The organism is Pantoea sp. F_5 (genome assembly GCF_008631595.1).
Lineage (GTDB): Bacteria > Pseudomonadota > Gammaproteobacteria > Enterobacterales > Enterobacteriaceae > Pantoea > Pantoea gossypiicola.
Window position 1 is genome coordinate 1 of record NZ_VWUO01000023.1, and the last position, 24,608, is coordinate 24,608.

Below are 24,608 nucleotides of genomic sequence, written 5' to 3' on the forward strand. Positions count from 1 at the left end.
CAACCTGCTCAACGACAGCCAGTTTAAAAGACAGAGAGTAATCGCGTTGTGTACGTTTAACATACTGTTTCATCACATTCTCCTGAAAACACCGGGTAAATGTGTCAACGCTATTCAGGACGGGTCAGTCAGTCGTAACAAAAAGGGAAGCCACTGGCTTCCCTTTTTTTATGCCTGTCAGGCACCGCCGCTGATTATGACGCGCTCGCCGCTGACCCAGGCGGACTCTTCAGATGCCAGAAACAGTGCAACCTGCGCCACATCCTCCGGCAGACCAAAACGCCCCAGCGGGGTAGCAGCCAGCAGTTGTGCCTTGAGCTGCGGACTCATTCTCTTCGCAGCCAGTAATCCTTCGGTCAGAATCATTCCGGGTGCCAGCGCATTAACCCGGATATTTTTTGCGCCCAGCTCGCGCGCCAGCCCCTGAGTCAGCGTATCCACCGCACCTTTGGTGGCCGCCCAGAGTACGGAACCCGGCGTGCTGTTTTTACTGTTCAGGGCACTGAGATTAATAATGCTGCCGCCATGGGCAGGAAAGTGACGAATCGCCTGCTGACAGACCATCAGCGTGCCGAGCAGGTTAACGTTAATCTGCTGCTGCATCTCCTCCTGCGTCAGCGCCGCAAACTCGCCGTGATGAAAGCTGCCCGCATTATTCACCACAATGTCCGGTGCGCCGAAACAGGCGACGGTGGTTGCAAACAGCCGTTCAACGTCCCGCAGATGAGAGATATCTGCCTGTACCGCCACGGCCTCACTCCCCAGCGTGACGATATCGCTGACCACGTCTGCCGCTCCCGCTTCATCCTGACGATAGTTGACCACGACCCGAGCGCCCGCTGTGGCAAACGCGATGGCAATCGCTGCACCAATGCCTTTTGAGGCTCCTGTCACCAGTGCGATTTTATTCTGCAGTGCTTTCATTATGTCATTCTCCGCCGTAATGATTGCGTCGAAAGACTATGCGCGCGGGTAACGAAAAGCGGGTAGCGCAATCCTGCAAGCTTCTTGCACGATCCTGCAAAAGTGCGGCAGCAGGACAGGCATTTCGCCAGACGTCAGGTAATATCGGCACAGAGAGCGGAAGGGGAGAACGCAGTGACAGAGAGTGACAAGTGGCAGGCGCTGGCACAGTTAATTGCGCGTCATGCGCCGGAGGATGGCCGGCATTCCAGCGCCATCGATTGCCTGTTTTTTGGCCGTGTTTCAGCTCCCACTGAGCCGATGCATTTTGCTCAATGGGCCAGTTTTGCGCTGGTGGCGCAGGGTAGCAAAGCGCTGCATATGGGGGAGGAGGTGCTGCACTATGGACCGGGGGATCTGCTGCTGGTGACGCTGGATATGCCGGTACGTGCCTGCGTGACCGTTGCTACGCCAGAAAAGCCGAATCTCGGGATAGGTATCGCCATCAATGAATCCCGGCTGATGCGCTACCTTGAACAGTTTCCGCCAACGCTACCGCTGGCGACAGCAGACAATGAACGTGGTGTTACCGTGCATAAGGTTTCACCCTTGCTGGTGGATGCGGTCATCCGGCTGGTGCGTCTGCTTGACCATCCGGAAGATATTGAGGCGCTGGCTCCGCTGATTGAGCAGGAGATCTTCTACCGGCTGCTGACCGGGCCGGAGGGCTCGCGCATCCTGAATATGGCGCTGGCTGAGCGGCCGGGTAACCGGGTGGCGCAGGCTGCCCGCTGGCTGCGGGAGAATTTTCATCAGCCGCTCAAGATCGATCAGCTCGCCAGCAGTGTCGGCATGAGTATCTCTTCGCTGCATCATCACTTCAAAGCCGTAACGGCCATGACGCCGATGCAATACCAGAAACAACTGCGGCTCAATGAGGCGCGGCGTCTGATGATGGTGGAAAAGCTGGATGCCGGTACGGCAGGCTATCGGGTGGGCTATCAGAGCGCATCACAGTTCAGCCGGGAGTATCGCCGCCTGTATGGGCAATCTCCTGCCAGGGATAGTCGTCAGCTGGCGGTGAGCCCGGATAGCCTGCGCCCACCGCAAAACTGATTACAGACTGTTTGCCGCTTCCATCGCAATCGCAAAGGAGCGCAGACGTGCCTCGCAGTCAAAAATCTGGCCATTAACCATAATTTCATCCGCCTGCGTTTCACGCATCAGCGAGGCCAGGCCATGACGCACCTTGTCGGTATCGCCCACCAGCGACATGCTGAGTGCCTGCTGAACGCCATACTGCTCTGACGGCGACCAGAGGTTATCCATGTTCTCAACCGGGGCTGGTAACGGGCCGGGTTTGCCGCGGCGCAGGTTAATAAACTGCTGCTGCTGAGAGGTAAACAGGAAGCGCGCATCACGCTCATTATCAGCGGCCACCACGTTAATGCAGACGGTGGCATACGGCTTGTCGAGACGCGCCGAGGGCTGGAAGTTCTCACGATACACGTGCAGCGCCTGGAACAGCTGGTCAGGTGCGAAATGGGAGGCAAAGGCAAACGGCAGGCCCATTTTCGCGGACAGCTGCGCGCTGTAGAGGCTTGAGCCGAGCAGCCAGACCGGGATCTTCAGGCCCAGACCTGGCACTGGCTGAACCGGCAATTGCGCATCCGGGTCAGTATCAAACCAGTTAATCAGCTCAGCCACATCTTCGGGGAAAGTGTCCGCGTGCATGCTGGCCTGATGACGGCGCAGGGCCATCATGGTGCGCTGGTCAGAACCAGGCGCGCGACCTAAACCGAGATCGATACGGCCAGGATAGAGAGAGGCCAGGGTGCCAAACTGCTCGGCGATGACCAGCGGCGCATGGTTAGGCAACATAATGCCACCGGAACCCAGCTTTAATTTCTCGGTGTTTGCCGCCAGATAGCCGATCAGCACCGACGTCGCAGCGCTGGCAATTCCTGTCATGTTGTGATGTTCAGCCAGCCAGTAGCGTTCGAAGCCCAGTTTTTCAGCCTGACGCGCCAGCGCCAGGGAATTATGGAACGCATCCCGTGCGGTTGCACCCTGTGGAATCGGCGCAAGATCCAGCACGGACAGGCGAAGAGGTTTTTTATCAGACATGACTACTCCCGTTGTATGGCGCAGGCGTAAAAACCTGCACCATTTAGTATTACGCATCATTCCTTATATTAAAACTGCTAACCTCAGCAGGAATATAGCCGGTATGTGCTTTTACTCAGGAAGCCAGCGTCATACCCGCCAGTTTGCGCCAGTAACCGTTACAATCGCAGCCTTTCGCGACCATAAGCGGAGCCTGACCATTTTCATTGGCGCGGAAACGGTCGATCTCCGCCAGCGTCGACGTATCCTGCGGCGAGAGTCTCACGCAATCGACCTTGCCACGCATCCCCACCAGATCGTTACCCAGGTTATAACAGTAGCCGCTCATGGTCTGGATGCCATTGAGGACGAATACCTGTTGTCCCTCCTGAGAGTTGACGCGGCGACCTGTCGGATAGTTGATGCAGCAGGTTTCGCAGTCATCTTTCGCGCGGTTTTCCGAGCGGGCAGTGAAACAGCGCGCCGAGAGCGCCAGTGGCAGATGACCGTAGCCCATCACCTCCACCTCAAACTGGTTCCGGATACCCCGCGTCTCGCACTGCGCCAGCAGCTGTAGCAGCCAGTCACGCGACATCTCGACCGGCATACACCAGCGCGTCATGCCCTCTTTGACCAGCAGCTGCAGCGTGTCGGCATTGTAGACATTCAGCGTGGGACCGGCGACAAAGGGCAAATGGCGCTCAGCGGCCATATTGACCGTGCCGATATCATTCGCTTCAATCAGGAACTCGCCGTTTTCTACGTAGCGCTGCAGCTCTTTCAGCTCAGAGGGTGATTGCAGCAGCGCCAGCGTGCTGAGTACAACCTGTTTGCCGCTGGACGCCACGTCACGCGCCAGCGCCATCCAGCGGGCATAGGGCGTGGCGCGGCGTTTACTGCACACCGCTTCGCCGAGATAAATAATATCCGCACTGCTGCGGACAGCCTGCTGGTAGAAATCTTCCAGCGTATCGGTCGGCCAGTACCAGAGCACCGGCCCCAGGGCATATTGCATCATGACTCCTTATTGCCATTCACGGTGATAAGCACCCAGCGTGGTTTGTGTGCCTTCGGAGAGATCGCCCAGCGTCTGCATCCACTGTGGCGCGACGTCAAACTGTTCCGGCTGCGCCTTGCAGCGATCGATCGCCTGACGCCAGACGCGCGCCACATCAGCGACGTAGGCGGGACTTCGCTGCCGGCCTTCGATTTTCACCGAGGCGATGCCTGCCCGCAGCAGCACCGGCAGCAGCTCCAGTGTGTTGAGGCTGGTGGGCTCCTCCAGCACGTGATAACGCTGATTGTTAACCTCATAGCGTCCTTTGCAGAGCGTCGGGTAACCGGCGCTCTCATCGGGCGCGTAGCGATCGATTAACACCTCATTCAGGCGTGACTCCATGCCCTGCGGCGTCTGCTGCCAGCGGACAAACTTCGCCGGGGAGCAGGCACCTGCGCTGTTAGGTGATTCGCCGGTCATCCAGGAGGAGAGGTAGCAGCGGCCTTCCGCCATAATGCACAGACTGCCAAAGGCGAACACCTCCAGCGGCACCGGCGTGCTGCGTGCCAGTTGTTTAACCTGATGAATCGACAAGACGCGCGGGAGTACCACCCGCTGCAGATTGAAGTGGCGATGATAAAAGCGAATCGCCTCAAGATTGGTTGCCGAAGCCTGCACAGAGAGATGACGTTCAACCTGTGGGTAGTGCTTCGCGGCGTACTCCAGCGTAGCGATATCAGCCAGAATCAGGGCATCTGCCCCGTTTTGCGCCGCCACATCAATCGCCCGCTGCCAGCGCCCCATGCCATCGGGATGGGCAAAAGTATTGATTGCCACATGCAGTTTGCGCTGATGCTGATGGAGATAGCGCGCCGCTTCAGCAAGCTTTTTATCGGTGAAGTTCAGACCCGCAAAGTGACGGGCATTGGTGTCATCTTTCAGTCCCACATAGACCGCATCCGCGCCATTTTCTACGGCGGTGCGCACTGCGGGTAAGTTTCCTGCCGGGCAGAGCAGTTCCATAGGTGTTCCTCTCAACATGCGATGGGCGTCGAGTCTAGGCATCTGGTCTGGTCTGCGTGTTGATTTGGGGCAGTGAAATTTCAGTTCATCTTTCCCGGCAGCGTTTTTTCCCGCTATAGCCGCGTTTTTTATTGATCCCGGATGAGGCGCGCAGAAAAGGATATGGCAATATACGTAAAATTTTCTGAAGGGAGTGACGAAAGTGTTAGAGCGGATACATGCCCATTGTGTGAAGAACGGTCCAAAAATCTTAGGGTTACCTGTAGCGCTCACCCCATTCCCGGTCAAAAAGTTGCTGCTGCAACAACTCTTAAACTGGCAATTTCGCCATGCTTTGGCTGAAGGTGAGTTAGACTTTCTGAACGGTCGCCTGCTGGGTATCGGGATTGCCGATCTCAATCTGCAATGGATAACCACGCTGCAGGATGGCCGACTGGCGGTATTGCAACAGTCCGAAGCGGATGTCTGGTTTCGGAGCAATGCCAATGATCTGTTGCTGGTGGCAGCACGTAAAGCAGATCCCGACATGCTGTTCTTTCAACGCCGTCTGGTGATTGAAGGTGACACAGAACTGGGACTTGAGGTGAAGAACGTAATGGATGCTATTGAACCCGAGGCTATGCCCACCGCGTTACGCACGGCTATTGAGCAGATGGCGGCATTTGTCGACGCCGGTATGAAACAGGACGCGAAGGCCACACAGGCACGCGCGGGTGCCGCATGTTGATCCGTAGCGAAATTGGTGTTGATGCCGCAGGCATCGACGTACTGCTCAGACGCTGCTTCAGTACCTCCGCTGAGGCGGAACTGACTCAGGCGCTGCGTGAAGATGGCCTGCTGACCTTAGGCGTGGTCGCCACGGATGACGAGGGACAGGTGCTGGGCTATGCCGCATTCAGTCCGGTCAGCGTTCAGGGCGACGATCGCGGCTGGGTGGCGCTGGCACCGCTGGCCGTTGATGAGACGCTGCGCGGTCAGGGCATTGCCAGCAAGCTGATTTATGAGGGGCTGGATACGCTTAATGAATTTGGCTACAGCGCGGTTGTCGTGCTGGGCGATCCGGCGCTGTTCAGCCGATTTGGTTTTGAACCCGCTGCACGCCATGGCCTGCGCAGTCGCTGGCCGGGAACAGAGACAACGTTCCAGGTCTACCGTCTGGCGGACAATGCCTTTGACGGCGCGGAAGGGCAGATCGACTACGCCGAGCCCTTTAATCGCCAGCCGTAATACTTAGCCAGCTCTCCAGGCTGATCGGCTGACCCGCCACCAGCAGTAACTTCTGCTGACGGGTCAGTTGCTTAACCTGATACTCCAGTCTGGAGGCGCTGGCGCGATCGCCCGCCTCACAGTGAAACACCAGGTCCAGCGGACCTTTGCCGCGCAGCGCGCGGGCACCGCGTCCGCTCTGGTGCTGAGCAACCCGGCGCACCACATCCGTGGTGATGCCGGTGTACAGGCTCCCTTTCGCCGTCCGGACGATGTAGAGTTGCCACTGCTGACTCATCGCAATCATTTCCCAAAAAAAGGTGCCGGGCAGTGTAGCGCGCTTCACGCTCTGGTGCACCGCCAGGAGTTTATCTTGTCCGATCACGCCCATCTGGTTCGTTACCTCAGAAAGCAGCATGTGCTTTCACTCTGCTGTGCCGCCGACGATCAACTCTGGTGCGCTAACTGCTACTACGTCTTTGATGAGACACGCATGGCCTTCTGGATTATGACTGAACCCGATACCCGCCACGGTGAATTAATGGTGAAGAATCAGCAGGTTGCAGGTACCGTCAATGGCCAGCCCAGAACCGTGCTGCTGATTAAAGGGGTGCAGTATCGTGGCCGGGTCAGACGGCTGGAGGAAGCAACAGAGCAGATCGCGAGAGCGGCTTATCAGAAACGTTTTCCGGTCTCACGCAAAGTGTCGGCCCCGCTGTGGGAGATTGAGCTGGATGAGGTGAAGATGACGGATAATGCGCTGGGATTTGGCAAGAAAATTGCCTGGCAGCGGGAAAAATAGAACGCCCCTTTCCGCTGAAAAGGGCGCAGCGGATTTACAGCGCTTCGAGAATCCGCAGAGATTCACGGTTAAAGGCCGGTAAATCGTCCGGCGTACGGCTGGTGACGAGCTTATCGCCGTCCACAACCACTTCCTTGTCATGGAAGTCAGCACCGGCATTGATCAGGTCAATGGCAACGGCTTTAACGGTGGTCATCTTGCGACCGCGCACGCCGTTCGCGCTAATCAGCAGCTGTGGACCGTGGCAGATGGCAAAGATCGGTTTGCCGCTGGCGACAAACTCTTTGGTAAAGGCAACAAAACGATCGTCACCGCGCAGAGCGTCAGGCGAGTGACCGCCTGGCAGCAGCAGGGCATCAAATTCCGCCGGGCTGACATCATCAATGCTGCGATCGATGGTTACTTCCGCTTCGCCTTTTTTGCCTTTAACGACATTACCGGCCTGCTTCTCAATGGTCACCACCTCAAAACCCGCGCCTTTGTAAGCTTCCGCAGGTGAGGTAAATTCTGAGTCTTCAAATTCGTCGGTAATCAAAACCGCAACTTTCTTGCTCATCTTTTTTCCTCCTTAACGTTGTGGAGCGCGAGGGGCGCTTTTCGGATAACGCTGTAAGCCTGGTCGCTGAGCGTGAGAACGCAAGCCAGCCCGTTAAGATCAGCTATCTTTTAAGCTGTCAGCAGTGAAATAAGGACGAATCTGAGATGAATCGCGTATTACTGACCGGTGCTACCGGCTTAGTCGGGTCGCATCTGCTGCGTTTACTGATTGAGGATCCCCGCATTGACGAAATCATTGCGCCAACCCGCCGGCCACTGCCCGCGATGCACAAAGTGGTGAATCCGGTAGAAGCCGATCTCACCGATGTTCTGGGACCGCTGCAATGTTCGCTGGACACCGTATTCTGCTGCCTGGGTACGACGCGCAGGCAGGCGGGCAGCAAACAGGCCTTTATCCATGTCGATTACACTCTGGTGGTGGACAGCGGATTAAGCGGATTACGTCTGGGGGCAAAGCAGATGCTGGTTGTCAGTGCGCACGGTGCCAACCGTCACTCCCCCTTTTTGTACAATCGCGTCAAAGGCGAAATGGAGAATGCGTTGCGTCATCAGGGTTGGCCGCGCCTGACGCTGGTGCGACCTTCACTGCTGCTGGGGGATCGCAGGCAGAAACGTCAGGGCGAAAGCCTGGCGGGGCCACTGTTTTCACTGCTGCCGGGCAACTGGCGGGCGGTTCACGCACGCGACGTGGCACGCTGTCTGCATCAGCAGGCATTCACGCCGGGCGGTGAGAGCGTCAACATCATTGAGTCGGGCGACATCCCGCGTCATTCAGCGTAACTGCCAGACGATCTGATTACGGCTGCCGCGCCATTGCAGCGTGGCATCCTTCTCCTCTTCGACAAAGCGGCCATCGATCAGCACGTCGAGATAGTCCAGCACGGCACGCTGTGCCGCATTCAGCTCCTGCATCCGATAGCCGGTCCAGAGCCAGATATCTTTACCAGGGCATGTCTGTCGCACCCGTTTCACCAGACGGCGAATGTGTGGCACGTTATGCGGATGAAGTGGATCGCCACCGCTCAGCGACAAGCCCTGGCGCGGAATGCGTGTGTCCTGCAAATCCGCCAGCAGTTGCTCCTCCATCGCCAGCGTAAAGGGCACGCCGGAATCAATACGCCAGGTGCTCTGGTTGTAGCAGCCGCGACACTGATGTTCGCAACCGGCAACAAACAGCGTGCAGCGGGTGCCGGGACCATTAACGATATCCACATCGTAGTAACGATGAATATGCATCATCCCAGCGGTCCTTCGGCCAGATGCTTAACGCGACGCTGCACTTCCTGCTGCTTACCGGCGTTGAAGGGTCGTGCATCCGGGCTGCCAAGATAGCCACAGACCCGCCGTGTAACAGAGACGCGCGCCGGATCGTGATTGCCACAGTTCGGACAGGTAAAGCCACGGCTGGTACAGGTGAACTCGCCGTTGAAGCCGCACTCGTAGCACTCATCAATCGGCGTATTGGTACCGTAATAGGGCACGCGGTCATAGCTGTAATCCCAGACATCCTCCAGCGCTTTGAGGTTATGCTGCACGTTCGGGTATTCGCCGTAACAGATGAATCCGCCATTCGCCAGCGGCGGATAGGGCGCTTCAAAGTCGATTTTGTCGTAAGGATTCACCTTCTTCTCAACGTCGAGATGGAAGCTGTTGGTGTAGTAGCCTTTGTCTGTGACGCCCGTCACCAGACCAAACTGCGCGGCATCAAGACGGCAGAAGCGGTCACACAGATTCTCACTCGGCGTGCTGTAAAGGCTGAAGCCGTAGCCTGTTTCCGCTTTCCAGCGGTCGGTGGCGGCGCGCAGGTACGCAATGATCTCCACGCCTTTGGCGCGCAGCGCCGCGTCATCGTAAGGATGCTGATGACCGCCACTAAGCGCATTCAGGGTTTCATGCAGGCCGATATAGCCCAGCGACAGCGACGCACGGCCATTGCGGAAAATAGGTCCTACCTCATCATCGGCATTCAGCCTGACGCCGCAGGCCCCTTCCATATAGAGGATGGGCGCAACGCGCGCTTTGGTCTTCTCCAGCCGCGCCACACGCGTCATCAGCGCCCGCTTAGCCAGCAGCAGGCGCGCATCGAGCAGCGTCCAGAAGCGGGCTTCATCCCCTGCCGCCTCCAGCGCGATGCGCGGCAGGTTCAGGCTGATCACACCAATGTTGTTGCGCCCCTCATGGATTTGCTCACCCTTCTCTTCATAAACGCCCAGGAAGCTGCGGCAGCCCATTGGCGTTTTGAACGAACCGGTGACTTTTACCACCTGATCGTAGTTGAGAATGTCGGGATACATCCGCTTGCTGGCACACTCCAGCGCCAGCTGTTTGATGTCGTAGTTAACATCGCCCGCCCGGCGGTTGACGCCTTCACGAATGCTGAACACCAGTTTAGGGAACACCGCGGTTTTGCGATTTTTTCCCAGACCGGCCAGACGGTTGCGCAGAATCGACTGCTGGATCAGCCGTGCCGCCCAGTCAGTCCCCAGGCCAAAACCAAAGGTGACAAACGGCGTCTGGCCGTTGGCGGTGTGCAGGGTGTTTACCTCGTACTCCAGCGACTGAAAGGCGTCGTAGCACTCTTTCTCCGTACGCTGGCGTGCATACTGTTCAGCCTGAGGAATCTGCCACTGTTCGGCGATCGCCAGATGCCGGGCATAGCTCTGCTCAACAAACGGGGCCAGCACTTCATCGATACGGTTAATGGTGGTGCCGCCGTAAATATGGCTGGCGACCTGGGCGATGATTTGCGCCGTCACGGCAGTGGCAGTGGCGATCGATTTAGGCGGCTCAATCTCAGCATTGCCCATCTTAAAACCGTTGGTCAGCATGCCTTTCAGATCGATCAGCATGCAGTTGAACATTGGGAAGAAGGGCGAATAGTCGAGATCGTGATAGTGGATTTCGCCGCGCTCGTGCGCCAGAACGATATCGCGCGGCAGGATCTGCTGCTGCGCATAGTGCTTCGCCACGATCCCGGCCAGCAGATCGCGCTGCGTCGGGATCACTTTGCTGTCTTTGTTGGCATTTTCGTTCAGCAGCGCCGCGTTGGTCTGATCGACCAGACCGCGAATGGCGTGATGTAACTGGCTCTGACGATCGCGGGCGACATCACGATCGTGGCGATATTCAATATAGGCGCGTGCCAGCTGCGGATAAGGACCCGCCATCAGCGTCTCTTCTACCGCACACTGAATCTCACGGATATCCACCTCCGGACGATCGGCCAGCCGCAGGGCAACGCGCTCAGCGACCTGCGCACACCAGGCCACATCATCGACCTCTGCTGCCCGCGCCGCCGCCGCGACGGCCTGCTCGATACGCTGCGCATCAAAACCTGTCCGGCATCCATCACGCTTGATTACCACCGTTGCCATTACTCTCTCCATCAACTACATATAGGGGTTACATGAATTCTATTCCCTACATGTAGTGATTTCCGGAAATTAATGCGCACGGCTTTGACCTGAAACAAAGAAGGCTCAACATGGTGGATCGTGCTGAAGGGTATAAAAAGGGAGAGCAGGTTACCGTCTGGTGCGGGGGAGCGACGGGGAGCGCGGATGCGCCGGACCCGCCGCCGTGACGTCAGGCCGGGCCGCTGACCGAATGACGGCGCACCAGCGTCGGGCTGAACATGTGAGTCACTTCCGGCAGCGGCAGATTGTTGGCCAGCGCCAGGGCCAGCTGGGCCGCCTGCTGTGCCATCGTAACAATCGGATAGCGGACGGTGGTAAGACGTGGTCGCACATAGCGCGACACCAGCACATCATCGAAGCCGATCAGCGACATCTCTTCCGGCACGCGGACGCCATTATCGCTCAGTACCGCCAGCGCGCCTGCGGCCATGGAGTCGTTGTAACAGGCGATGGCGGTGAAATTCCTGCCGCGTCCCAGCAGTTCCGTCATCGCCTGCTCACCGCCCACTTCGTCCGGTTCGCCCCAGGTCACCAGCCGATCGCTGCACGGCAGACCGTGCTCTTTCAGCGCGTCGTAATAACCCTGCAGGCGATCTTCGGCATCGGAGATGGTGTGGGTTGAGCAGATAAACGCGATATTCTGGTGGCCGAGCTGGATCAGATGACGGGTCGCCAGCCAGGCACCGTAGCGATCGTCGAGTGCAATACAGCGCTTTTCGAAGCCTTTGATCAGGCGGTTCAGCAGCACCATACCCGGCACCTGCTTCATCAGCACTTCCAGTTCGCCGTCGGGAATTTTCTTGGCGTGCACCACCAGCGCCGCGCAGCGGTGGCGCATCAGCTGTTCAATCGCCTGCCGCTCTTTTTGCTCATTATGGTAACCGTTACCAATCAGCAAAAAGTTACCGGTGTCGCCTGCCACTTCATCCACGGCTTTAACCATTGCGCCAAAAAAGGGATCGGAGACGTCGCCGACAATCAGGCCGAGCGTTTCGGTCGATTGCTGCGCCAGCGCGCGTGCGTTGGCATTCGGGTGATACTGAAGCTGCTCCATCGCCTGACCTACGGCCTGACGGGAGCTGTCGCTGGCTTTGGGAGAATTATTGATTACACGGGAGACTGTGGCGACAGAAACGCCAGCCAGTCGCGCAACATCCTTTATGGTAGCCATGCGTTGACCTGCTTTGGGGAAAACGTTTACACATCGCATCAGTGTTACGGAAAAGGGCGGACACATCAACCCGACAGAATGCCAGCGTTGTCGCAAAAAGGGGCAAAAACGGCCGCTGTTGCACATCTTCTGCTGAGACGTCGCACCATGTTATGCTCAGTTCCCCACCGGGCTACCGTGAAAAAACAACGATGAAAACCAAAGTGCCACATCTGGCGCACTGGGGCGCGTTTACCGCCGTCACTGAAAATGGTCGACTGACCGGCTGCGAACCTTTCTTCGCCGATGCCGATCCGTCGCCGATGATCCACACCATTCCTGAGCTGGTCTATTCAGACAAACGTATTCGCCAGCCGATGGTGCGCCGCTCGTGGCTGAAGTCACGCGAAAAGAGCGACCGCACGCTGCGGGGCCGGGAAGATTTTGTCGCCGTCGACTGGGAAACCGCGCTGGATCTGGTGGCGGAAGAGAATCGCCGCGTCCGCGAGCGTTACGGTGCATCGGGCATTTTTAACGGCTCCTACGGCTGGTCATCGGCCGGACGCGTTAACCACGCCCGCACCCTGGTGCGTCGTTTCTACTTTCAGGGCGGCGGCGGCGTCGATCAGCAGGGCAACTACAGCTGGGGTGCCGCGCAGTTCTTTCTGCCCTATGTGATCGGCACCTATATGCCGCTGACCGGGCGCGTCACCGAGTGGCCGCAGGTGGTGGAACATGCCGAAATATTTGTCGCCTTTGGCGGGCTGGCGCTGAAAAACGCCCAGGTCGCCTCGGGTGGTGCAGGGCAGCACAGCCTGAAACCGGCGCTGATGCAGCTGGCGGCCAAAGGCACGCCGGTCATCAACATCAGCCCGATGCGCGATGACTGCCCGGAATTTGTGAACGCCGAATGGATCCCGATTCGCCCCAACACCGACGTGGCGCTGATGCTGGCGCTGGGGTATGAGATCACCCAGCGCGGCGCGGCTGACGAGGCGTTTCTCGCCAGCCACTGCACCGGCTGGCCGCAGCTGCGCGCCTATCTGCTGGGCGAAACTGACGGCGTAGCGAAAACCGCCGGCTGGGCCAGCCGTATCACCGGCATCCCGGCTGACCGCATCGTGCAGCTGGCGCAGCAGCTGACCGGCAAGCGCAGCTTTATTACCTGCTCCTACTCCGTGCAGCGCGCCCATCGCGGCGAGCAGCCTTACTGGATGATGATTGCGCTCTCCTCAATGCTCGGGCAACCTGGCCTGCCGGGCGCGGGGTTCTCTTTCGGTCATGGGTCGATGAACAGCGTCGGCAATCCCCGTCAGGAGGGGCCTGCCCCGATGATGAGCACTGGCCCCAATCCGTCAGGGCTGTCGATTCCGGTGGCGCGCATCAGCGATATGCTGCTCAATCCCGGCCAGCCTTACCGTTTCCAGGGCGAAACGTTGCACTACCCCGATATCCATATGGTGCACTGGGCGGGCGGCAATCCTTTCCACCATCATCAGCAACTGAACCGGCTGGTGGCGGGCTGGCAACGGCCTGATACGGTGGTGGTGCAGGATATCGTCTGGACGCCAGCGGCGCAGATGGCGGACATCGTGCTGCCTGCGACGACCACACTGGAGCGCAACGACATCGGCGGCTCGTCACGTGACCGCTTTGTGCTGGCGATGCATCAGGCGATTAAGCCGCAGCATCAGGCGCGCAACGACTTCGATATTTTTGCCGACTTAGCAGAGCGACTCGGCTATCGCGACACCTTTACCGAAGGGCGCAATGAGATGCAGTGGATTGCGCATCTTTATCAGCAGTGTGCGACGGCGCATCAGCGCAAAGGTATCGATTTCCCGGAGTTTGATGAATTCTGGCAGCGCGGCTTTGTGGAAATTCCGGAAGGCGGCAAGCCTTATCAGTTTATGGAGGATTTCCGTGCCGATCCGCAGGCCAATCCAATCAAAACCGCCAGCGGCAAAATCGAGCTGTTCAGTCAGACCATTGCGGACTACCAGCTGGATGACTTCGCCGGTCATCCGGAGTGGCGTGAACCGCAGGAGTGGCTTGGTTCGCCAGTCAGCCGCGACTATCCGCTGCACATGATCTCCATTCAGCCTTCCGACCGGTTACACAGCCAGCTGGATGCCACCGACACGGTGCAGAGCAATAAAACGGCCGGACATGAAACGCTCTGCATGCATCCAGTGGATGCGGCTGCGCGCGGGCTGGTGGAAGGCGATGAGATTGAGGTGAGCAACGCACGTGGTGTGATGCTGGCGGGTGTGCAGATCACCGAGGGTGTGACGCAGGGCGTGGTGATTATCGCTACCGGTGCGTGGTTTGATCCTGGCTTCGGCAAGGCGTGGCAGCCTTTTGATCGCGCCGGTAACCCCAACGTACTGACGCTCGATATTGGTACGTCGTCGCTAACGCAGGGGCCAAACGCCATGAGTTGCCTGGTGGAAATCAAAAAACATCAGGATTGCACAATAGCGTAAGGATCTCATGGCTGGTTACATTTTGCGGGTAACTGTTGCGTTTGAACGATGGCAGCCGATCAATCCCCTTTGCTACATTCAGGGTCCCAGAGGTATTGATGGGTGAACATCAATAGATTTTCTTGATTACACCAACCTGCGCAGATGCGCAGGTTTTTTTTGCCAAAAATCCGTTGCCAATAACGAACTGATACACAGTTTTCCTGTTATACGGCCAGCGCTTTCTTTATAACTGCTGGCACCAGCCCCTTTCTCTTTATTTTGCGCAGCGGAATGCCATGCCCCGGATTAAAAAACTACTGGGAAAAGACCAGATAAAAGCGCCGTTCAACCCTTTTCGTTTTCGACTGATCTGCCTGGGTGTCACAACCTGTCTGGTGGTGCTGCTGGCGCGCGTTGCGGACCTGCAGTTCCTGAATCAGCCGATGCTGGAGCACGAAGCGGATCAGCGATCGCTGCGAACCGTCACGCTGCCCACCAGCCGCGGCACGCTGCTGGATCGTAACGGTGAAGCGCTGGCGCTCAGCGTGCCATCGCGCGATGTGATTGCCGATCCACTCCGCGTGCTGGAGAGCAACCCCGATTTTACCAGTGCCAAATGGGCCTATCTTGCGGCCGCGCTCAACACCCGTCCCGAAGAGCTGGCGGCGCAGATCACCGCCAATCCAAAACGTCGCTTCCTCTATCTGGGGCGTAAAGTCGAACTGGGCATCGCCAAAGACATTAAAGAGTTGAAGCTGAAAGGCATCAGTGAAGTTTATGACGACAGCCGTTTCTATCCGATGAGCGAAGCCTCTGCGCCGCTGATCGGCATCGTTGGGGCGGATAACGTCGGCCTGAACGGGCTGGAAAAAGGCTTTGATAAGGTGTTGCAGGGCGAGCCGGGCAAAGAGGTCTATCGTCAGGACGCGGCGGGCAATATCATCGCGATGATCAACTACCAGCCGCCGACGCAGCCGCCCACGGTGCAGCTCAGCATCGACAAATATGACCAGTACACGCTCTACAGCAAACTGCGCGACGGCGTGCTGATCAACAAGGCGGACTCGGGTGCCGCCGTGCTGGTGAAGATTGACACCGGTGAGATTCTGGCGATGGCTTCTTATCCGTCGTTTAACCCCAACAACTATGAAGGGGCCACCCCGGCGCAGATGCGTAACTCGGCCATCAATGACAGCTACGAACCGGGATCGACCGTCAAGCCGTTAGTAGTGATGGAAGCGCTGGAGCGCCATCTGGTTCGCCCGGACTCGGTGATCGACACCACGCCTTACAGCGTTAACGGCCACCTGATCCGCGACGTCGGCCACTGGCCGCGTCTGACCATGACCGGCATTCTGCAAAAATCGAGCGACATCGGGGTCTCTCATCTCGCGCTGGCGATGCCCGCGGAAGCGCTGGTGAATACCTATCATGCGTTTGGCCTGGGCAAACCGACCGGATTAGGGCTGACCGGCGAAAGCGTCGGTTACTTCCCGCTGCACCGTGCCCGCTGGGCCGATATTGAGCGGGCCACCTTCTCCTTTGGTTATGGCCTGCGCGTCACGCCGCTGCAGATTGCCCGCGAATACGCCACGCTCGGCTCTTATGGCGTTTACCGTCCGCTGTCGATCACCCGCGTCACGCCACCGGTCATGGGACGGCAGGTCGCCAACCCGGAAACGGTGAAAGAGGTGGTGCATATGCTGGAGAGCGACGTGCTGCCGGGCGGAACCGGACTGAAAGCCGCGGTGCCGGGCTACCGTCTGGCAACCAAAACCGGTACGGCGGAAAAGATGGGCACCAGCGGCAAGTATGATGGCGGCTACGTCAACTACACCGCCGGTATCGCGCCCGCGAGCCATCCTGAAGTGGCGCTGGTGGTGATGATCAACCATCCGACGGCGGGCGATCACTTCGGTGGTTCGGTTGCTGCGCCGGTATTCGGCAACATCATGGGGCCGGTACTGAAACACATGAACGTTGCGCCGGATGCCATCTATACCAAACCCGCGGGCAGTCCTTCGGGTAAATCTTAGTTAAATCAGAGTGTAAGCGAGGCGTGAAGGATATTCACACCTCGTTGCACTTCCCCGAATTCGGTTGCGTTTTCCCGCTGTCTCCGCGTGGTCAATCAGTGCGAGTATAGCCGTCCCAGAGGTATTGATGGGTGTGAAAACAACACCGCTTCGGCAGTGAGACCCTGTTATTACACCGACCCACGCAGAGGCGTGGGTTTTTTTTGCCTGCGTGTCGGCTCCTGCCTTTTCCGCCGTATAACCCGCCGTTAAATCATCATCGTTCTTAACGAAACCCTGACAGTTTGCCGATAGAAACGCGCGTCGCCTTTCACCGATAATGGCCGCCGTGACGCCTGGCGTTTTTTTGCTCGCCACAGCCGGTTTTCACTGCCGCATTCCGCACGTTCCGGGATTTCTTTTTCTGCTTATCTGAAGAGTTCGACGATGACTCACCTTTCTCGCCCCGCGCGTTCCTTTGGGCTTAAATGGCTGCTCCTGTTGCTGGTTGTTGCGATTGTCGCAGGCGTTATCTGGCGTCTGCTCTCTTCGGGGCACGGGCCGGGTGAGGGAATGCCGCCGGGCAGACCGGGTGCGCCTGGCATGATGGGCGACAGTGCAACGCTGGTTCACAGCGGCGTCGCCAGCACGGCGGATGTGCCGGTGTGGCTGAATGCGCTCGGCACGGTGATCCCCAACGCCAGCGTGACGGTGACCAGTCGCGTTGACGGCCAGCTGGAGCAGGTTTTCTTTACCGAAGGGCAGAAGGTCAGTGCCGGTCAACTGCTGGCGCAAATCGATCCGCGCAGCTATCAGGCGACGCTGAACCAGTATCAGGCTGAACTCAGCGAAAACCAGGCGCTGCTGAAAAGTGCCGAGCTGACGCTGGCGCGCTATCGCAAACTGGCGGCGCAGGATGCGCTGGCGCGCCAGGATCTGGACAGTCAGATTGCCACCGTCGGGCAGTATCGCGGCGCGGTCGCCGCCGATCAGGCACAGATCGCCAGTGCAAAGCTGAGCATTGAATATGCCCGGATTACCGCCCCGATCAGCGGGCGCGTCGGTCTGCGACAGGTCGATCCCGGCAACATGGTGCAGAGCTCCAGCAGCACCGGTCTGGTGACCATCACTCAGATGCAACCCGCCGCCGTCACCTTTAGCGTGCCACAAAGCAACATCCCGGCGCTGGTCAGCGTGCTGCATCAGGGGCAGAGCCTGCCCGCCACGCTGTTCGATCAGGACAACCAGCATCAGCTCGCCAGCGGCGAAGTGAAGTTCATCAGCAACCAGATCGACACCGCTACCGGCACCGTGGCGCTGAAAGCGGTGTTTGCCAATCAGGATGAAGCGCTGTTTGCTAACCAGTTTGTAAATATCAGGCTGCAGACCCGGGTGCTGAAAGGCGCGACGGTGATCCCGGCGCAGGCGCTGCAGTTGAGCAGCGACGGCAGCTTTGTCTTTGTGATCAATCAGGATCACACCGTTACGCGCAAAGCGGTCACCACCGGCCCCGCCTTCGGCGACGATCAGCAGGCGATCCTCAGCGGCGTCGCACCGGGGGATCGGCTGGTAACGGAAGGGATCGATCGTCTGACCAGCGGCAGCAAAGTCACGCTGGCCGATGAGACGCCTGCTGCCGGTACTGAGCCAAAATGAACCCGTCTCGCCTGTTTATTCTGCGTCCGGTCGCCACCATTCTGCTGATGGCTGGCGTGCTGATCGCGGGCATCTTTGCCTATAAATTCCTGTCGACCTCGGCGCTGCCACAGGTCGACTATCCGACTATTCAGGTCACCACGCTCTATCCGGGTGCCAGCCCGGATGTGATGGCGTCATCGGTCACCTCACCGCTGGAGCGCCAGTTAGGGCAGATGGCGGGGCTGAGCCAGATGAGCTCCACCAGCGCCAGCGGCTCGTCGATCATTACCCTGAAGTTCAGCCTGGATCTGTCGCTGGATGTCGCCGAGCAGGAGGTACAGGCGGCCATTAATGCGGCAAATAACCTGCTGCCCGACGATTTGCCTGACCCGCCGACCTACAAAAAGGTCAATCCGGCGGACAGCGCGGTGGTGACGCTGGCAGCCAGCTCCGGCACGCTGCCGCTGACCGAGGTGCAGGATTTGGTCAATACCCGGGTGGCGCTGAAGCTGTCGCAGATTTCCGGCGTCGGCATGGTGACGCTGGCGGGCGGTCATCAGCCCGCGATACGGGTGCAGATGAACCCGCAGGCGCTGGCGGCGCATCATCTGACGCTGGAGGCGGTGAATACGCTGATTGGCAACAGCAACGTTAATGGCTCCAAAGGCGGCTTTGACGGGAAATATCATTCGGTCACCATCGACGCCAACGACCAGCTGCGTACCGCCGAAGAGTACGGCAACCTCATTCTCACTTACGAGAACGGCGCGGCGCTGCGCCTGAAAGATATCGCCCATATCGAACAGGGTCCGGAGAACAGCTTCCAGTCAGCATGGGCCAACAACCAGCCCGCGATTGTCATCAGCGTGCAGCGCCAGCCGGGCGCAAACGTGATTCAGGTGGTGGACAATATCAAGGCGCAGCTTCCTGCACTGCAGGCGGCGCTGCCAGACGGGGTGAAGATGACCATTCTCTCCGACCGCACCCAGACCATTCGCGCTTCAATCAGCGACGTGCAGTTTGAGCTGATGCTGTCGATTGCGCTGGTGGTGATGGTGACCTTCCTGTTCCTGCGCAACGTTGCCGCCACACTGATCCCCAGCGTGGCGGTGCCGCTGTCGCTGATTGGCACCTTTGGCGTGATGTATCTGGCGGGCTTCAGCCTGAATAATCTGTCGCTGATGGCGCTGACCATCGCCACTGGCTTTGTCATCGATGACGCTATCGTGGTGGTGGAGAACATTTCCCGACGGCTGGAGCAGGGCGAGTCGCCGATGGAGGCGGCGCTGAAAGGCTCACAGCAGATTGGCTTCACCATCATCTCGCTGACCTTTTCACTGATTGCGGTGCTGATCCCGCTGCTGTTTATGGGCGATGTGGTCGGGCGGCTGTTCCGGGAGTTCGCGATTACGCTGGCGGTGGCGATCCTGGTGTCGATGGGGGTGTCGCTGACGCTGACCCCGATGCTGTGTGCCTATCTGCTGCGGCACATTCCGCCAGAGCAGCAGTCAACCTTTGCCCGCAAGGGCGGCGCGCTGTTTGACCGGCTGGTGCGCGGCTATGACCGGCTGCTGACCATGGTGCTGAACCATCAGAAACTGACGCTGCTGGTGGCGCTGGCGACCTTCGGGCTGACGGCGCTGCTCTATCTGATGGTGCCGAAAGGCTTCTTCCCGACCCAGGATACCGGGCTGATTCAGGGCGTCACCATCGCCTCACAGGATGTTTCTTTTAACGCGATGGCTACGCGGCAGCAGGCGCTCTCTAAACTTATCCTGACAAACCCGGCGGTGGAGAGTGTCTCATCGACCATCGGTATCGACGGCACCAACACCAGCCTCAACAGCGGCCGGTTGCAGATCAACCTTAAGCCGTCTGGCTCCCGCGATCTCAGTGCCAGCGAGGTGATCAGCCAGCTGAACCAGGCAACCGCCAGCGTGCCGGGTATCCGGCTCTATCTGCAACCGGCGCAGGATCTCACCGTCAACGACCAGGTCTCGCCGAGTCAGTATCAGTTCACCCTTGACGATGCCGACAGTGAAAATCTGGTTAGTGAGACGCCGAAACTGGTGGCGGCACTGCAGCAGCGGCCCGAGTTTAATGGCGTGGTAAGTAACCTGCAGGATCAGGGGCGCGTCTCTTACGTGGAGCTGAACCGGGACAAAGCGGCGCGCTTCGGCATTACCGCATCGGACGTGGACACCGCGCTCTATAACGCCTTTGGTCAGCGGCTGGTCTCGACCATTTTTACCCAGTCGAATCAGTATCGGGTGGTGCTGGAAGTGGCCCCGGCCTTCCAGCAGGGACCGGCGTCGTTTGATGATATTTATCTGCAGCCCTCTTCCAGCAGCAGCTCGTCGTCATCCAGCAGCACGACGTCATCTGCCTCTTCATCAACGTCTTCATCAACGTCGACGTCCACCTCCGCTTCTGACACGACGTCCACCCGCAGCGGGATGGTGAAACTTACCGCTATCGCGACGATTCATCAGCGCACCGGCTCGCTGATGCACATGCGGCTGAATCAGTTCCCGGCGGTGATGATCTCCTTCAACCTGAATCCAGGCTACTCGCTGGAGGATGGCCAGCGGGCAATTGCGGAGGTGCGCCAGCAGCTGCAGCTGCCGGAGAGCACCACTTTGCGTTACCAGGGGGAAACGTCGGCGTTCCAGAGCGCCACCGGCAATACGCTGTGGCTGATTCTGGCGGCGCTGATCACCATGTATGTGGTGCTCGGTATCCTCTACGAAAGCTTTATCCATCCGGTCACGATTCTCTCTACGCTGCCGTCGGCGGCGGTGGGCGCGCTGCTGACGCTGCTGCTGGCGGGCACGGAGTTCAGCCTTATTGCGCTGATTGGCGTCATCCTGCTGATCGGCATCGTGAAAAAGAACGCCATTATGATGATCGACTTTGCGCTGGAGGCGGAACATCAGCAGCACCTCAGCGCGCGTGAGGCAATTCATCAGGCCTGCCTGCTGCGCTTCCGCCCGATTCTGATGACGACGATGGCGGCACTGCTCGGCGCGCTGCCGCTGATGCTCGCCTCCGGCTCGGGTGCCGAACTGCGTCAGCCGCTGGGGCTGGTGATTGTCGGCGGGCTGATTGTCAGTCAGGTGCTGACGCTTTTCTCCACGCCGATCATCTACCTCTGGTTTGACGGGCTGGCGCAGCGCGGCAATGCCTGGGTGAAACGCCGTCAGCAGCAGGCGCGGAGCGGGCAATGAATCTGACCCGGCTGTTTATCTTTCGTCCGGTGGCGACGCTGCTGCTGACGCTGGCGATCCTGCTGCTCGGCGCGCTGGGCTACCGGCTGCTGCCGGTGGCACCGCTGCCGCAGGTCGATTTCCCGACCATCATGGTCAGCGCCAGCCTGGCGGGGGCCAGCCCCGAAACCATGGCAGCGACGGTCGCGACCCCGCTGGAGCGTTCACTCGGGCAGATTGCCGGTATCAGCGAGATGACCTCCAGCAGTTCGCAGGGATCCAGCAGCATCATCCTGCAGTTTGAGCTGGACCGCGATATCAACGGCGCGGCGCGCGACGTGCAGGCGGCGATCAACGCGGCGCGCAGCCTGCTGCCGAGCGCAATGGCCTCGCTGCCGACTTATCGCAAAGCCAACCCGTCAGATGCGCCGATTGTGATGCTGGCGCTGACCTCTGCTACCCGCACGCCCGGCGAGCTTTACGATCTGGCGGAGAGCAAAATCGAACAGGCGATGGGGCAGGTACAGGGCGTCGGCGAAGTGTCGCTGATGGGCAGCGCCTTACCCGCGGTGCGGATTGATCTGCAGCCGCTGAAGCTGACCCACTACGGCATCTCGCTGGAGACGGTGCGCGCCGCCGTCGCCGACAGCACCACCAATCTGCCCAAAGGGATCTTACAGGGCAGTGATCAGTCGTGGCTGGTGGACAGCAACGGCCAGCTGGAGAAGGCCGCCAGCTACCGTGATCTGATTATCACCTGGCAGCAGGGTAAGGCGGTGCGGCTGCGCGACGTCGCCACGGTCTATGACTCGGTGGAAGATCGCTATCAGGCGGGATTCCTCAATGCCACGCCTGCGGTGATGATCGGCATTAAACGTCAGGCGGGCGCTAACATGCTGGAAACCATCGACGCAATAAAAGCGCAGTTGCCGCTGCTGGAAAAGAGCCTGCCCGCTGACAGCCAGCTGAAGGTGGTGGTTGACCGCTCACCGGGCGTGCGCGCCTCGCTGTATGACACCGAAGAGACGCTGCTGATCGCGGTGCTGCTGGTCATCGCGGTGGTGTTTATTTTCCTGCGCAATCTGCAGGCGGTGATCATCCCGGCACTGGCGCTGCCGGTGTCGCTGATCGGGACCTGTGCGGTGATGTACCTGCTGGGTTACAGCCTGGATAACCTGTCGCTGATGGCGCTGATTATCTCCACCGGCTTCGTGGTGGATGATGCGATTGTGGTACTGGAGAACATCACCCGTCACATTGAGCGCGGGCTGAGTCCGCTGCGGGCGGCGCTGCGTGGGGCGCAGGAGGTGAGTTTCACTGTGCTGTCGATGACCGTATCGCTGATCGCGGTGTTCATCCCGATTCTGCTGATGGGCAGCATTGTCGGGCGGCTGTTCCGCGAATTTGCTGTCACACTCACCGTGTCGCTGCTGATCTCGCTGTTTGTCTCGCTCAGCCTGACGCCGATGCTTTGCGCACGCCTGCTGAAACCGAAGCCGTCCGTGAGCAAGCGGCCGCATCCGCTTTATCAGTTTATTGAAAACCAGCTAAATCGCCTGCTGGCTGCCTACGGACGCGGGCTGGCCTGGGTGATGCGCCATCAGAAATTGACCATGCTCAGCCTGCTGCTGACCGTGCTGCTCAATGTTTTTCTGTTCACCGTGGTGCAGAAGGGCTTTTTCCCGAATCAGGACACCGGGCTGCTGATGGGCGCGCTGCGTGCCGATCAGAACATTTCGTTTCAGGCGATGAAGCCAAAAATGTTGATGTTCACGAAGATCATTCAGGAAGACCCGGCGGTCGAGAGCGTAATGTCGTCGATGGGCAGCGGGATGTTTGGCTCCCGTAACAGCGCCAACTTTTTTGTCCGGCTAAAGGACTTTGACCAGCGTGATGCCACGGCCACCGAAGTGGCCAACCGGCTGACGCGCAAAACCAGTCACATCGCCGGGGCTCAGATGTTCCTGATGGCGGCGCAGGATCTGCACATTGGCGGACGCAGCGCTAACGCGACTTATCAGTACAGCCTGCAGGCGGACGATCTTGATCTGTTGCGGGTCTGGACGCCGAAAGTACAGGCGGCGCTGGCGGCGATCCCCCAGCTCAACAGTGTGGACTCGGACTCGCAGACGGGCGGTCAGGAGGTGGAGCTGACCATTGATCGTGACCGCGCCACACGGCTGGGTGTCAATGTGAAAATGCTCGATACGCTGCTGAACAATGCGTTCAGTCAGCGACAGATCGCCACGCTCTACCACACCCTGAATCAGTATCACGTGGTGATGTCGCTGCAGGACAGCGACACCGCCAATCCGGAGACGCTGCAGCAGCTCTATGTAATTAACGACAGTGGTGACCGTGTGCCGCTCTCCGCCTTTACCCGCTTCAGCGGCGGCAATGCGCCGCTGTCGGTGGCGCATCAGGGCCAGTCCGCCACCAGTACCGTAGCATTCAACCTCAATGAGGGCGTCTCGCTGGAGCAGGCGCAGTTACTCATTAAACAGGCGATGGCGAAGCTGGGCCTGCCGTCGACCATTCATGCCGGTTTTGCCGGTACCGCTGCTGCCTTTTCCCAGCTGACCGCCACCATGCCGTGGCTGATTCTGGCGGCGCTGGCGGCGGTCTATATCGTGCTCGGCGTGCTCTACGAGAGCTACATCCATCCGCTGACCATACTCTCTACCCTGCCGTCAGCGGGCGTCGGCGCGCTGTTACTGCTGCTGCTGACCAACACGCAGCTCACGGTGATCGCGCTGATTGGCATCATCCTGCTGATCGGCATCGTGAAAAAGAACGCCATCATGATGATCGATTTTGCCATCGACGCGGAGCGGCGGCAGGGCATGTCGCCGCAGCAGGCGATCATCCAGGCGTGCCTGATGCGCTTCCGGCCGATCATGATGACTACGCTGGCCGCCTTTTTCGGCGCGCTGCCGCTGGCGCTGGGCAGCGGCGGTGATGCCGATCTGCGCAGCCCATTAGGTATCGCCATCGCGGGCGGACTGGCGCTGAGCCAGCTGCTGACGCTGTTTACCACACCGGTTGTTTATCTGTGGCTCGATCGTCTGGGTCGCGCCACTCAACGTCAATGGCGTCGTCTGCGCCATGCGGAATCCTGAT

General features: G+C 59.0%; 19 protein-coding genes. 10 read left to right on the forward strand and 9 right to left on the reverse strand.

The features are described 5' to 3' along the window. Positions 1 to 177 precede the first annotated feature (177 nt). Complete coding sequence (locus F3I44_RS21170) at positions 178 to 924, reverse strand: SDR family NAD(P)-dependent oxidoreductase (RefSeq protein WP_150015631.1); 747 nt, start codon at positions 922 to 924, stop codon at positions 178 to 180. Between the two features lie 174 nt (positions 925 to 1,098). On the opposite strand from F3I44_RS21170, the gene F3I44_RS21175 reads away from it, so the two are divergent. Beyond that, a complete protein-coding gene (locus F3I44_RS21175; RefSeq protein WP_150015632.1) occupies positions 1,099 to 2,019 on the forward strand; it encodes an AraC family transcriptional regulator in 921 nt (306 codons plus the stop codon). Here F3I44_RS21175 and F3I44_RS21180 read toward each other — a convergent pair whose 3' ends face one another. The 3 genes from F3I44_RS21180 to F3I44_RS21190 all read right to left on the reverse strand — a co-directional run bounded on the left by F3I44_RS21180 (position 2,020) and on the right by F3I44_RS21190 (position 5,029). Beyond that, a complete protein-coding gene (locus F3I44_RS21180) occupies positions 2,020 to 3,030 on the reverse strand; it encodes a luciferase-like monooxygenase (protein ID WP_150015633.1) in 1,011 nt (336 codons plus the stop codon). It abuts the gene before it with no gap. Between the two features lie 115 nt (positions 3,031 to 3,145). After that, positions 3,146 to 4,024, reverse strand: a complete 879-nt coding sequence (locus F3I44_RS21185) for a U32 family peptidase (protein WP_150015657.1) — start codon at positions 4,022 to 4,024, stop codon at positions 3,146 to 3,148. Positions 4,025 to 4,033: 9 nt separating this feature from the next. Continuing rightward, on the reverse strand, positions 4,034 to 5,029 hold the full coding sequence (locus F3I44_RS21190; protein WP_150015634.1) for a peptidase U32 family protein: 996 nt from the start codon (positions 5,027 to 5,029) through the stop codon (positions 4,034 to 4,036). 202 nt (positions 5,030 to 5,231) lie between these two features. On the opposite strand from F3I44_RS21190, the gene F3I44_RS21195 reads away from it, so the two are divergent. Both F3I44_RS21195 and F3I44_RS21200 read left to right on the forward strand, forming a co-directional pair. Next, positions 5,232 to 5,756 carry an SCP2 domain-containing protein gene (locus tag F3I44_RS21195; protein ID WP_150015635.1) on the forward strand — a complete coding sequence of 175 codons (525 nt, stop codon included), beginning with the start codon at positions 5,232 to 5,234 and terminating at the stop codon, positions 5,754 to 5,756. Further along, positions 5,750 to 6,256 carry a GNAT family N-acetyltransferase gene (locus F3I44_RS21200; RefSeq protein ID WP_150015636.1) on the forward strand — a complete coding sequence of 169 codons (507 nt, stop codon included), beginning with the start codon at positions 5,750 to 5,752 and terminating at the stop codon, positions 6,254 to 6,256. Before F3I44_RS21195 ends, F3I44_RS21200 begins: the two co-directional genes overlap by 7 nt. On the opposite strand, the gene F3I44_RS21205 is transcribed toward F3I44_RS21200, so the two are convergent. Continuing rightward, positions 6,240 to 6,533 (reverse strand): GIY-YIG nuclease family protein, encoded by a 294-nt coding sequence (locus tag F3I44_RS21205; RefSeq protein ID WP_190285988.1) that lies wholly within the window; start codon positions 6,531 to 6,533, stop codon positions 6,240 to 6,242. The genes F3I44_RS21200 and F3I44_RS21205 overlap by 17 nt on opposite strands. 75 nt (positions 6,534 to 6,608) lie before the next feature. Between F3I44_RS21205 and F3I44_RS21210 the strand changes: the two genes are divergently transcribed. Continuing rightward, positions 6,609 to 7,037 (forward strand): YhbP family protein, encoded by a 429-nt coding sequence (locus F3I44_RS21210; protein WP_150015638.1) that lies wholly within the window; start codon positions 6,609 to 6,611, stop codon positions 7,035 to 7,037. 34 nt (positions 7,038 to 7,071) lie between these two features. Here F3I44_RS21210 and F3I44_RS21215 read toward each other — a convergent pair whose 3' ends face one another. Next, entirely contained in the window at positions 7,072 to 7,593 is a 522-nt protein-coding gene (locus F3I44_RS21215; RefSeq protein ID WP_033731332.1) for a type 1 glutamine amidotransferase domain-containing protein, read from the reverse strand. A gap of 146 nt (positions 7,594 to 7,739) precedes the next feature. Between F3I44_RS21215 and F3I44_RS21220 the strand changes: the two genes are divergently transcribed. Then, positions 7,740 to 8,375, forward strand: coding sequence for an NAD-dependent epimerase/dehydratase family protein (locus F3I44_RS21220; protein ID WP_150015639.1), 636 nt, complete (start codon positions 7,740 to 7,742; stop codon positions 8,373 to 8,375). On the opposite strand, the gene nrdG is transcribed toward F3I44_RS21220, so the two are convergent. The 3 genes from nrdG to galR all read right to left on the reverse strand — a co-directional run bounded on the left by nrdG (position 8,367) and on the right by galR (position 12,182). After that, complete coding sequence (gene nrdG / locus F3I44_RS21225; protein ID WP_150015640.1) at positions 8,367 to 8,834, reverse strand: anaerobic ribonucleoside-triphosphate reductase-activating protein; 468 nt, start codon at positions 8,832 to 8,834, stop codon at positions 8,367 to 8,369. The two genes, F3I44_RS21220 and nrdG, sit on opposite strands and share 9 nt — an antisense overlap. Next, complete coding sequence (nrdD, locus tag F3I44_RS21230) at positions 8,831 to 10,969, reverse strand: anaerobic ribonucleoside-triphosphate reductase (RefSeq protein ID WP_150015641.1); 2,139 nt, start codon at positions 10,967 to 10,969, stop codon at positions 8,831 to 8,833. The genes nrdG and nrdD overlap by 4 nt, the downstream gene beginning before the upstream one ends. A gap of 211 nt (positions 10,970 to 11,180) precedes the next feature. Continuing rightward, positions 11,181 to 12,182 carry an HTH-type transcriptional regulator GalR gene (galR, locus tag F3I44_RS21235; protein ID WP_150015642.1) on the reverse strand — a complete coding sequence of 334 codons (1,002 nt, stop codon included), beginning with the start codon at positions 12,180 to 12,182 and terminating at the stop codon, positions 11,181 to 11,183. 191 nt (positions 12,183 to 12,373) lie between these two features. On the opposite strand from galR, the gene F3I44_RS21240 reads away from it, so the two are divergent. The 5 genes from F3I44_RS21240 to F3I44_RS21260 all read left to right on the forward strand — a co-directional run bounded on the left by F3I44_RS21240 (position 12,374) and on the right by F3I44_RS21260 (position 24,607). Then, positions 12,374 to 14,647: a molybdopterin-dependent oxidoreductase gene (locus tag F3I44_RS21240; RefSeq protein ID WP_150015643.1), complete on the forward strand. Its 2,274-nt coding sequence runs from the start codon at positions 12,374 to 12,376 to the stop codon at positions 14,645 to 14,647. Between the two features lie 278 nt (positions 14,648 to 14,925). Then, the gene (locus tag F3I44_RS21245; protein WP_150015644.1) at positions 14,926 to 16,665 is read left to right on the forward strand and encodes a penicillin-binding transpeptidase domain-containing protein; all 1,740 of its coding nucleotides are present in this window, start codon (positions 14,926 to 14,928) and stop codon (positions 16,663 to 16,665) included. A gap of 426 nt (positions 16,666 to 17,091) precedes the next feature. Continuing rightward, entirely contained in the window at positions 17,092 to 18,300 is a 1,209-nt protein-coding gene (locus tag F3I44_RS21250; RefSeq protein ID WP_150015645.1) for an efflux RND transporter periplasmic adaptor subunit, read from the forward strand. Continuing rightward, positions 18,297 to 21,509, forward strand: a complete 3,213-nt coding sequence (locus F3I44_RS21255) for an efflux RND transporter permease subunit (RefSeq protein WP_150015646.1) — start codon at positions 18,297 to 18,299, stop codon at positions 21,507 to 21,509. Before F3I44_RS21250 ends, F3I44_RS21255 begins: the two co-directional genes overlap by 4 nt. Beyond that, complete coding sequence (locus tag F3I44_RS21260) at positions 21,506 to 24,607, forward strand: efflux RND transporter permease subunit (RefSeq protein ID WP_150015647.1); 3,102 nt, start codon at positions 21,506 to 21,508, stop codon at positions 24,605 to 24,607. Before F3I44_RS21255 ends, F3I44_RS21260 begins: the two co-directional genes overlap by 4 nt. Position 24,608 lies beyond the last annotated feature (1 nt).

Bases quoted from the DNA above. Each gene is read 5' to 3' on its own strand.
- F3I44_RS21170 (WP_150015631.1), bottom strand. From the start codon at position 924: ATGAAAGCACTGCAGAATAAAATCGCACTGGTGACAGGAGCCTCAAAA.
- F3I44_RS21180 (WP_150015633.1), bottom strand. From the start codon at position 3,030: ATGTCTGATAAAAAACCTCTTCGCCTGTCCGTGCTGGATCTTGCGCCG.
- F3I44_RS21185 (WP_150015657.1), bottom strand. From the start codon at position 4,024: ATGCAATATGCCCTGGGGCCGGTGCTCTGGTACTGGCCGACCGATACG.
- F3I44_RS21190 (WP_150015634.1), bottom strand. From the start codon at position 5,029: ATGGAACTGCTCTGCCCGGCAGGAAACTTACCCGCAGTGCGCACCGCC.
- F3I44_RS21200 (WP_150015636.1), top strand. From the start codon at position 5,750: ATGTTGATCCGTAGCGAAATTGGTGTTGATGCCGCAGGCATCGACGTA.
- F3I44_RS21205 (WP_190285988.1), bottom strand. From the start codon at position 6,533: ATGAGTCAGCAGTGGCAACTCTACATCGTCCGGACGGCGAAAGGGAGC.
- F3I44_RS21215 (WP_033731332.1), bottom strand. From the start codon at position 7,593: ATGAGCAAGAAAGTTGCGGTTTTGATTACCGACGAATTTGAAGACTCA.
- F3I44_RS21220 (WP_150015639.1), top strand. From the start codon at position 7,740: ATGAATCGCGTATTACTGACCGGTGCTACCGGCTTAGTCGGGTCGCAT.
- nrdG (WP_150015640.1), bottom strand. From the start codon at position 8,834: ATGATGCATATTCATCGTTACTACGATGTGGATATCGTTAATGGTCCC.
- nrdD (WP_150015641.1), bottom strand. From the start codon at position 10,969: ATGGCAACGGTGGTAATCAAGCGTGATGGATGCCGGACAGGTTTTGAT.
- galR (WP_150015642.1), bottom strand. From the start codon at position 12,182: ATGGCTACCATAAAGGATGTTGCGCGACTGGCTGGCGTTTCTGTCGCC.
- F3I44_RS21240 (WP_150015643.1), top strand. From the start codon at position 12,374: ATGAAAACCAAAGTGCCACATCTGGCGCACTGGGGCGCGTTTACCGCC.
- F3I44_RS21245 (WP_150015644.1), top strand. From the start codon at position 14,926: ATGCCCCGGATTAAAAAACTACTGGGAAAAGACCAGATAAAAGCGCCG.
- F3I44_RS21250 (WP_150015645.1), top strand. From the start codon at position 17,092: ATGACTCACCTTTCTCGCCCCGCGCGTTCCTTTGGGCTTAAATGGCTG.
- F3I44_RS21255 (WP_150015646.1), top strand. From the start codon at position 18,297: ATGAACCCGTCTCGCCTGTTTATTCTGCGTCCGGTCGCCACCATTCTG.
- F3I44_RS21260 (WP_150015647.1), top strand. From the start codon at position 21,506: ATGAATCTGACCCGGCTGTTTATCTTTCGTCCGGTGGCGACGCTGCTG.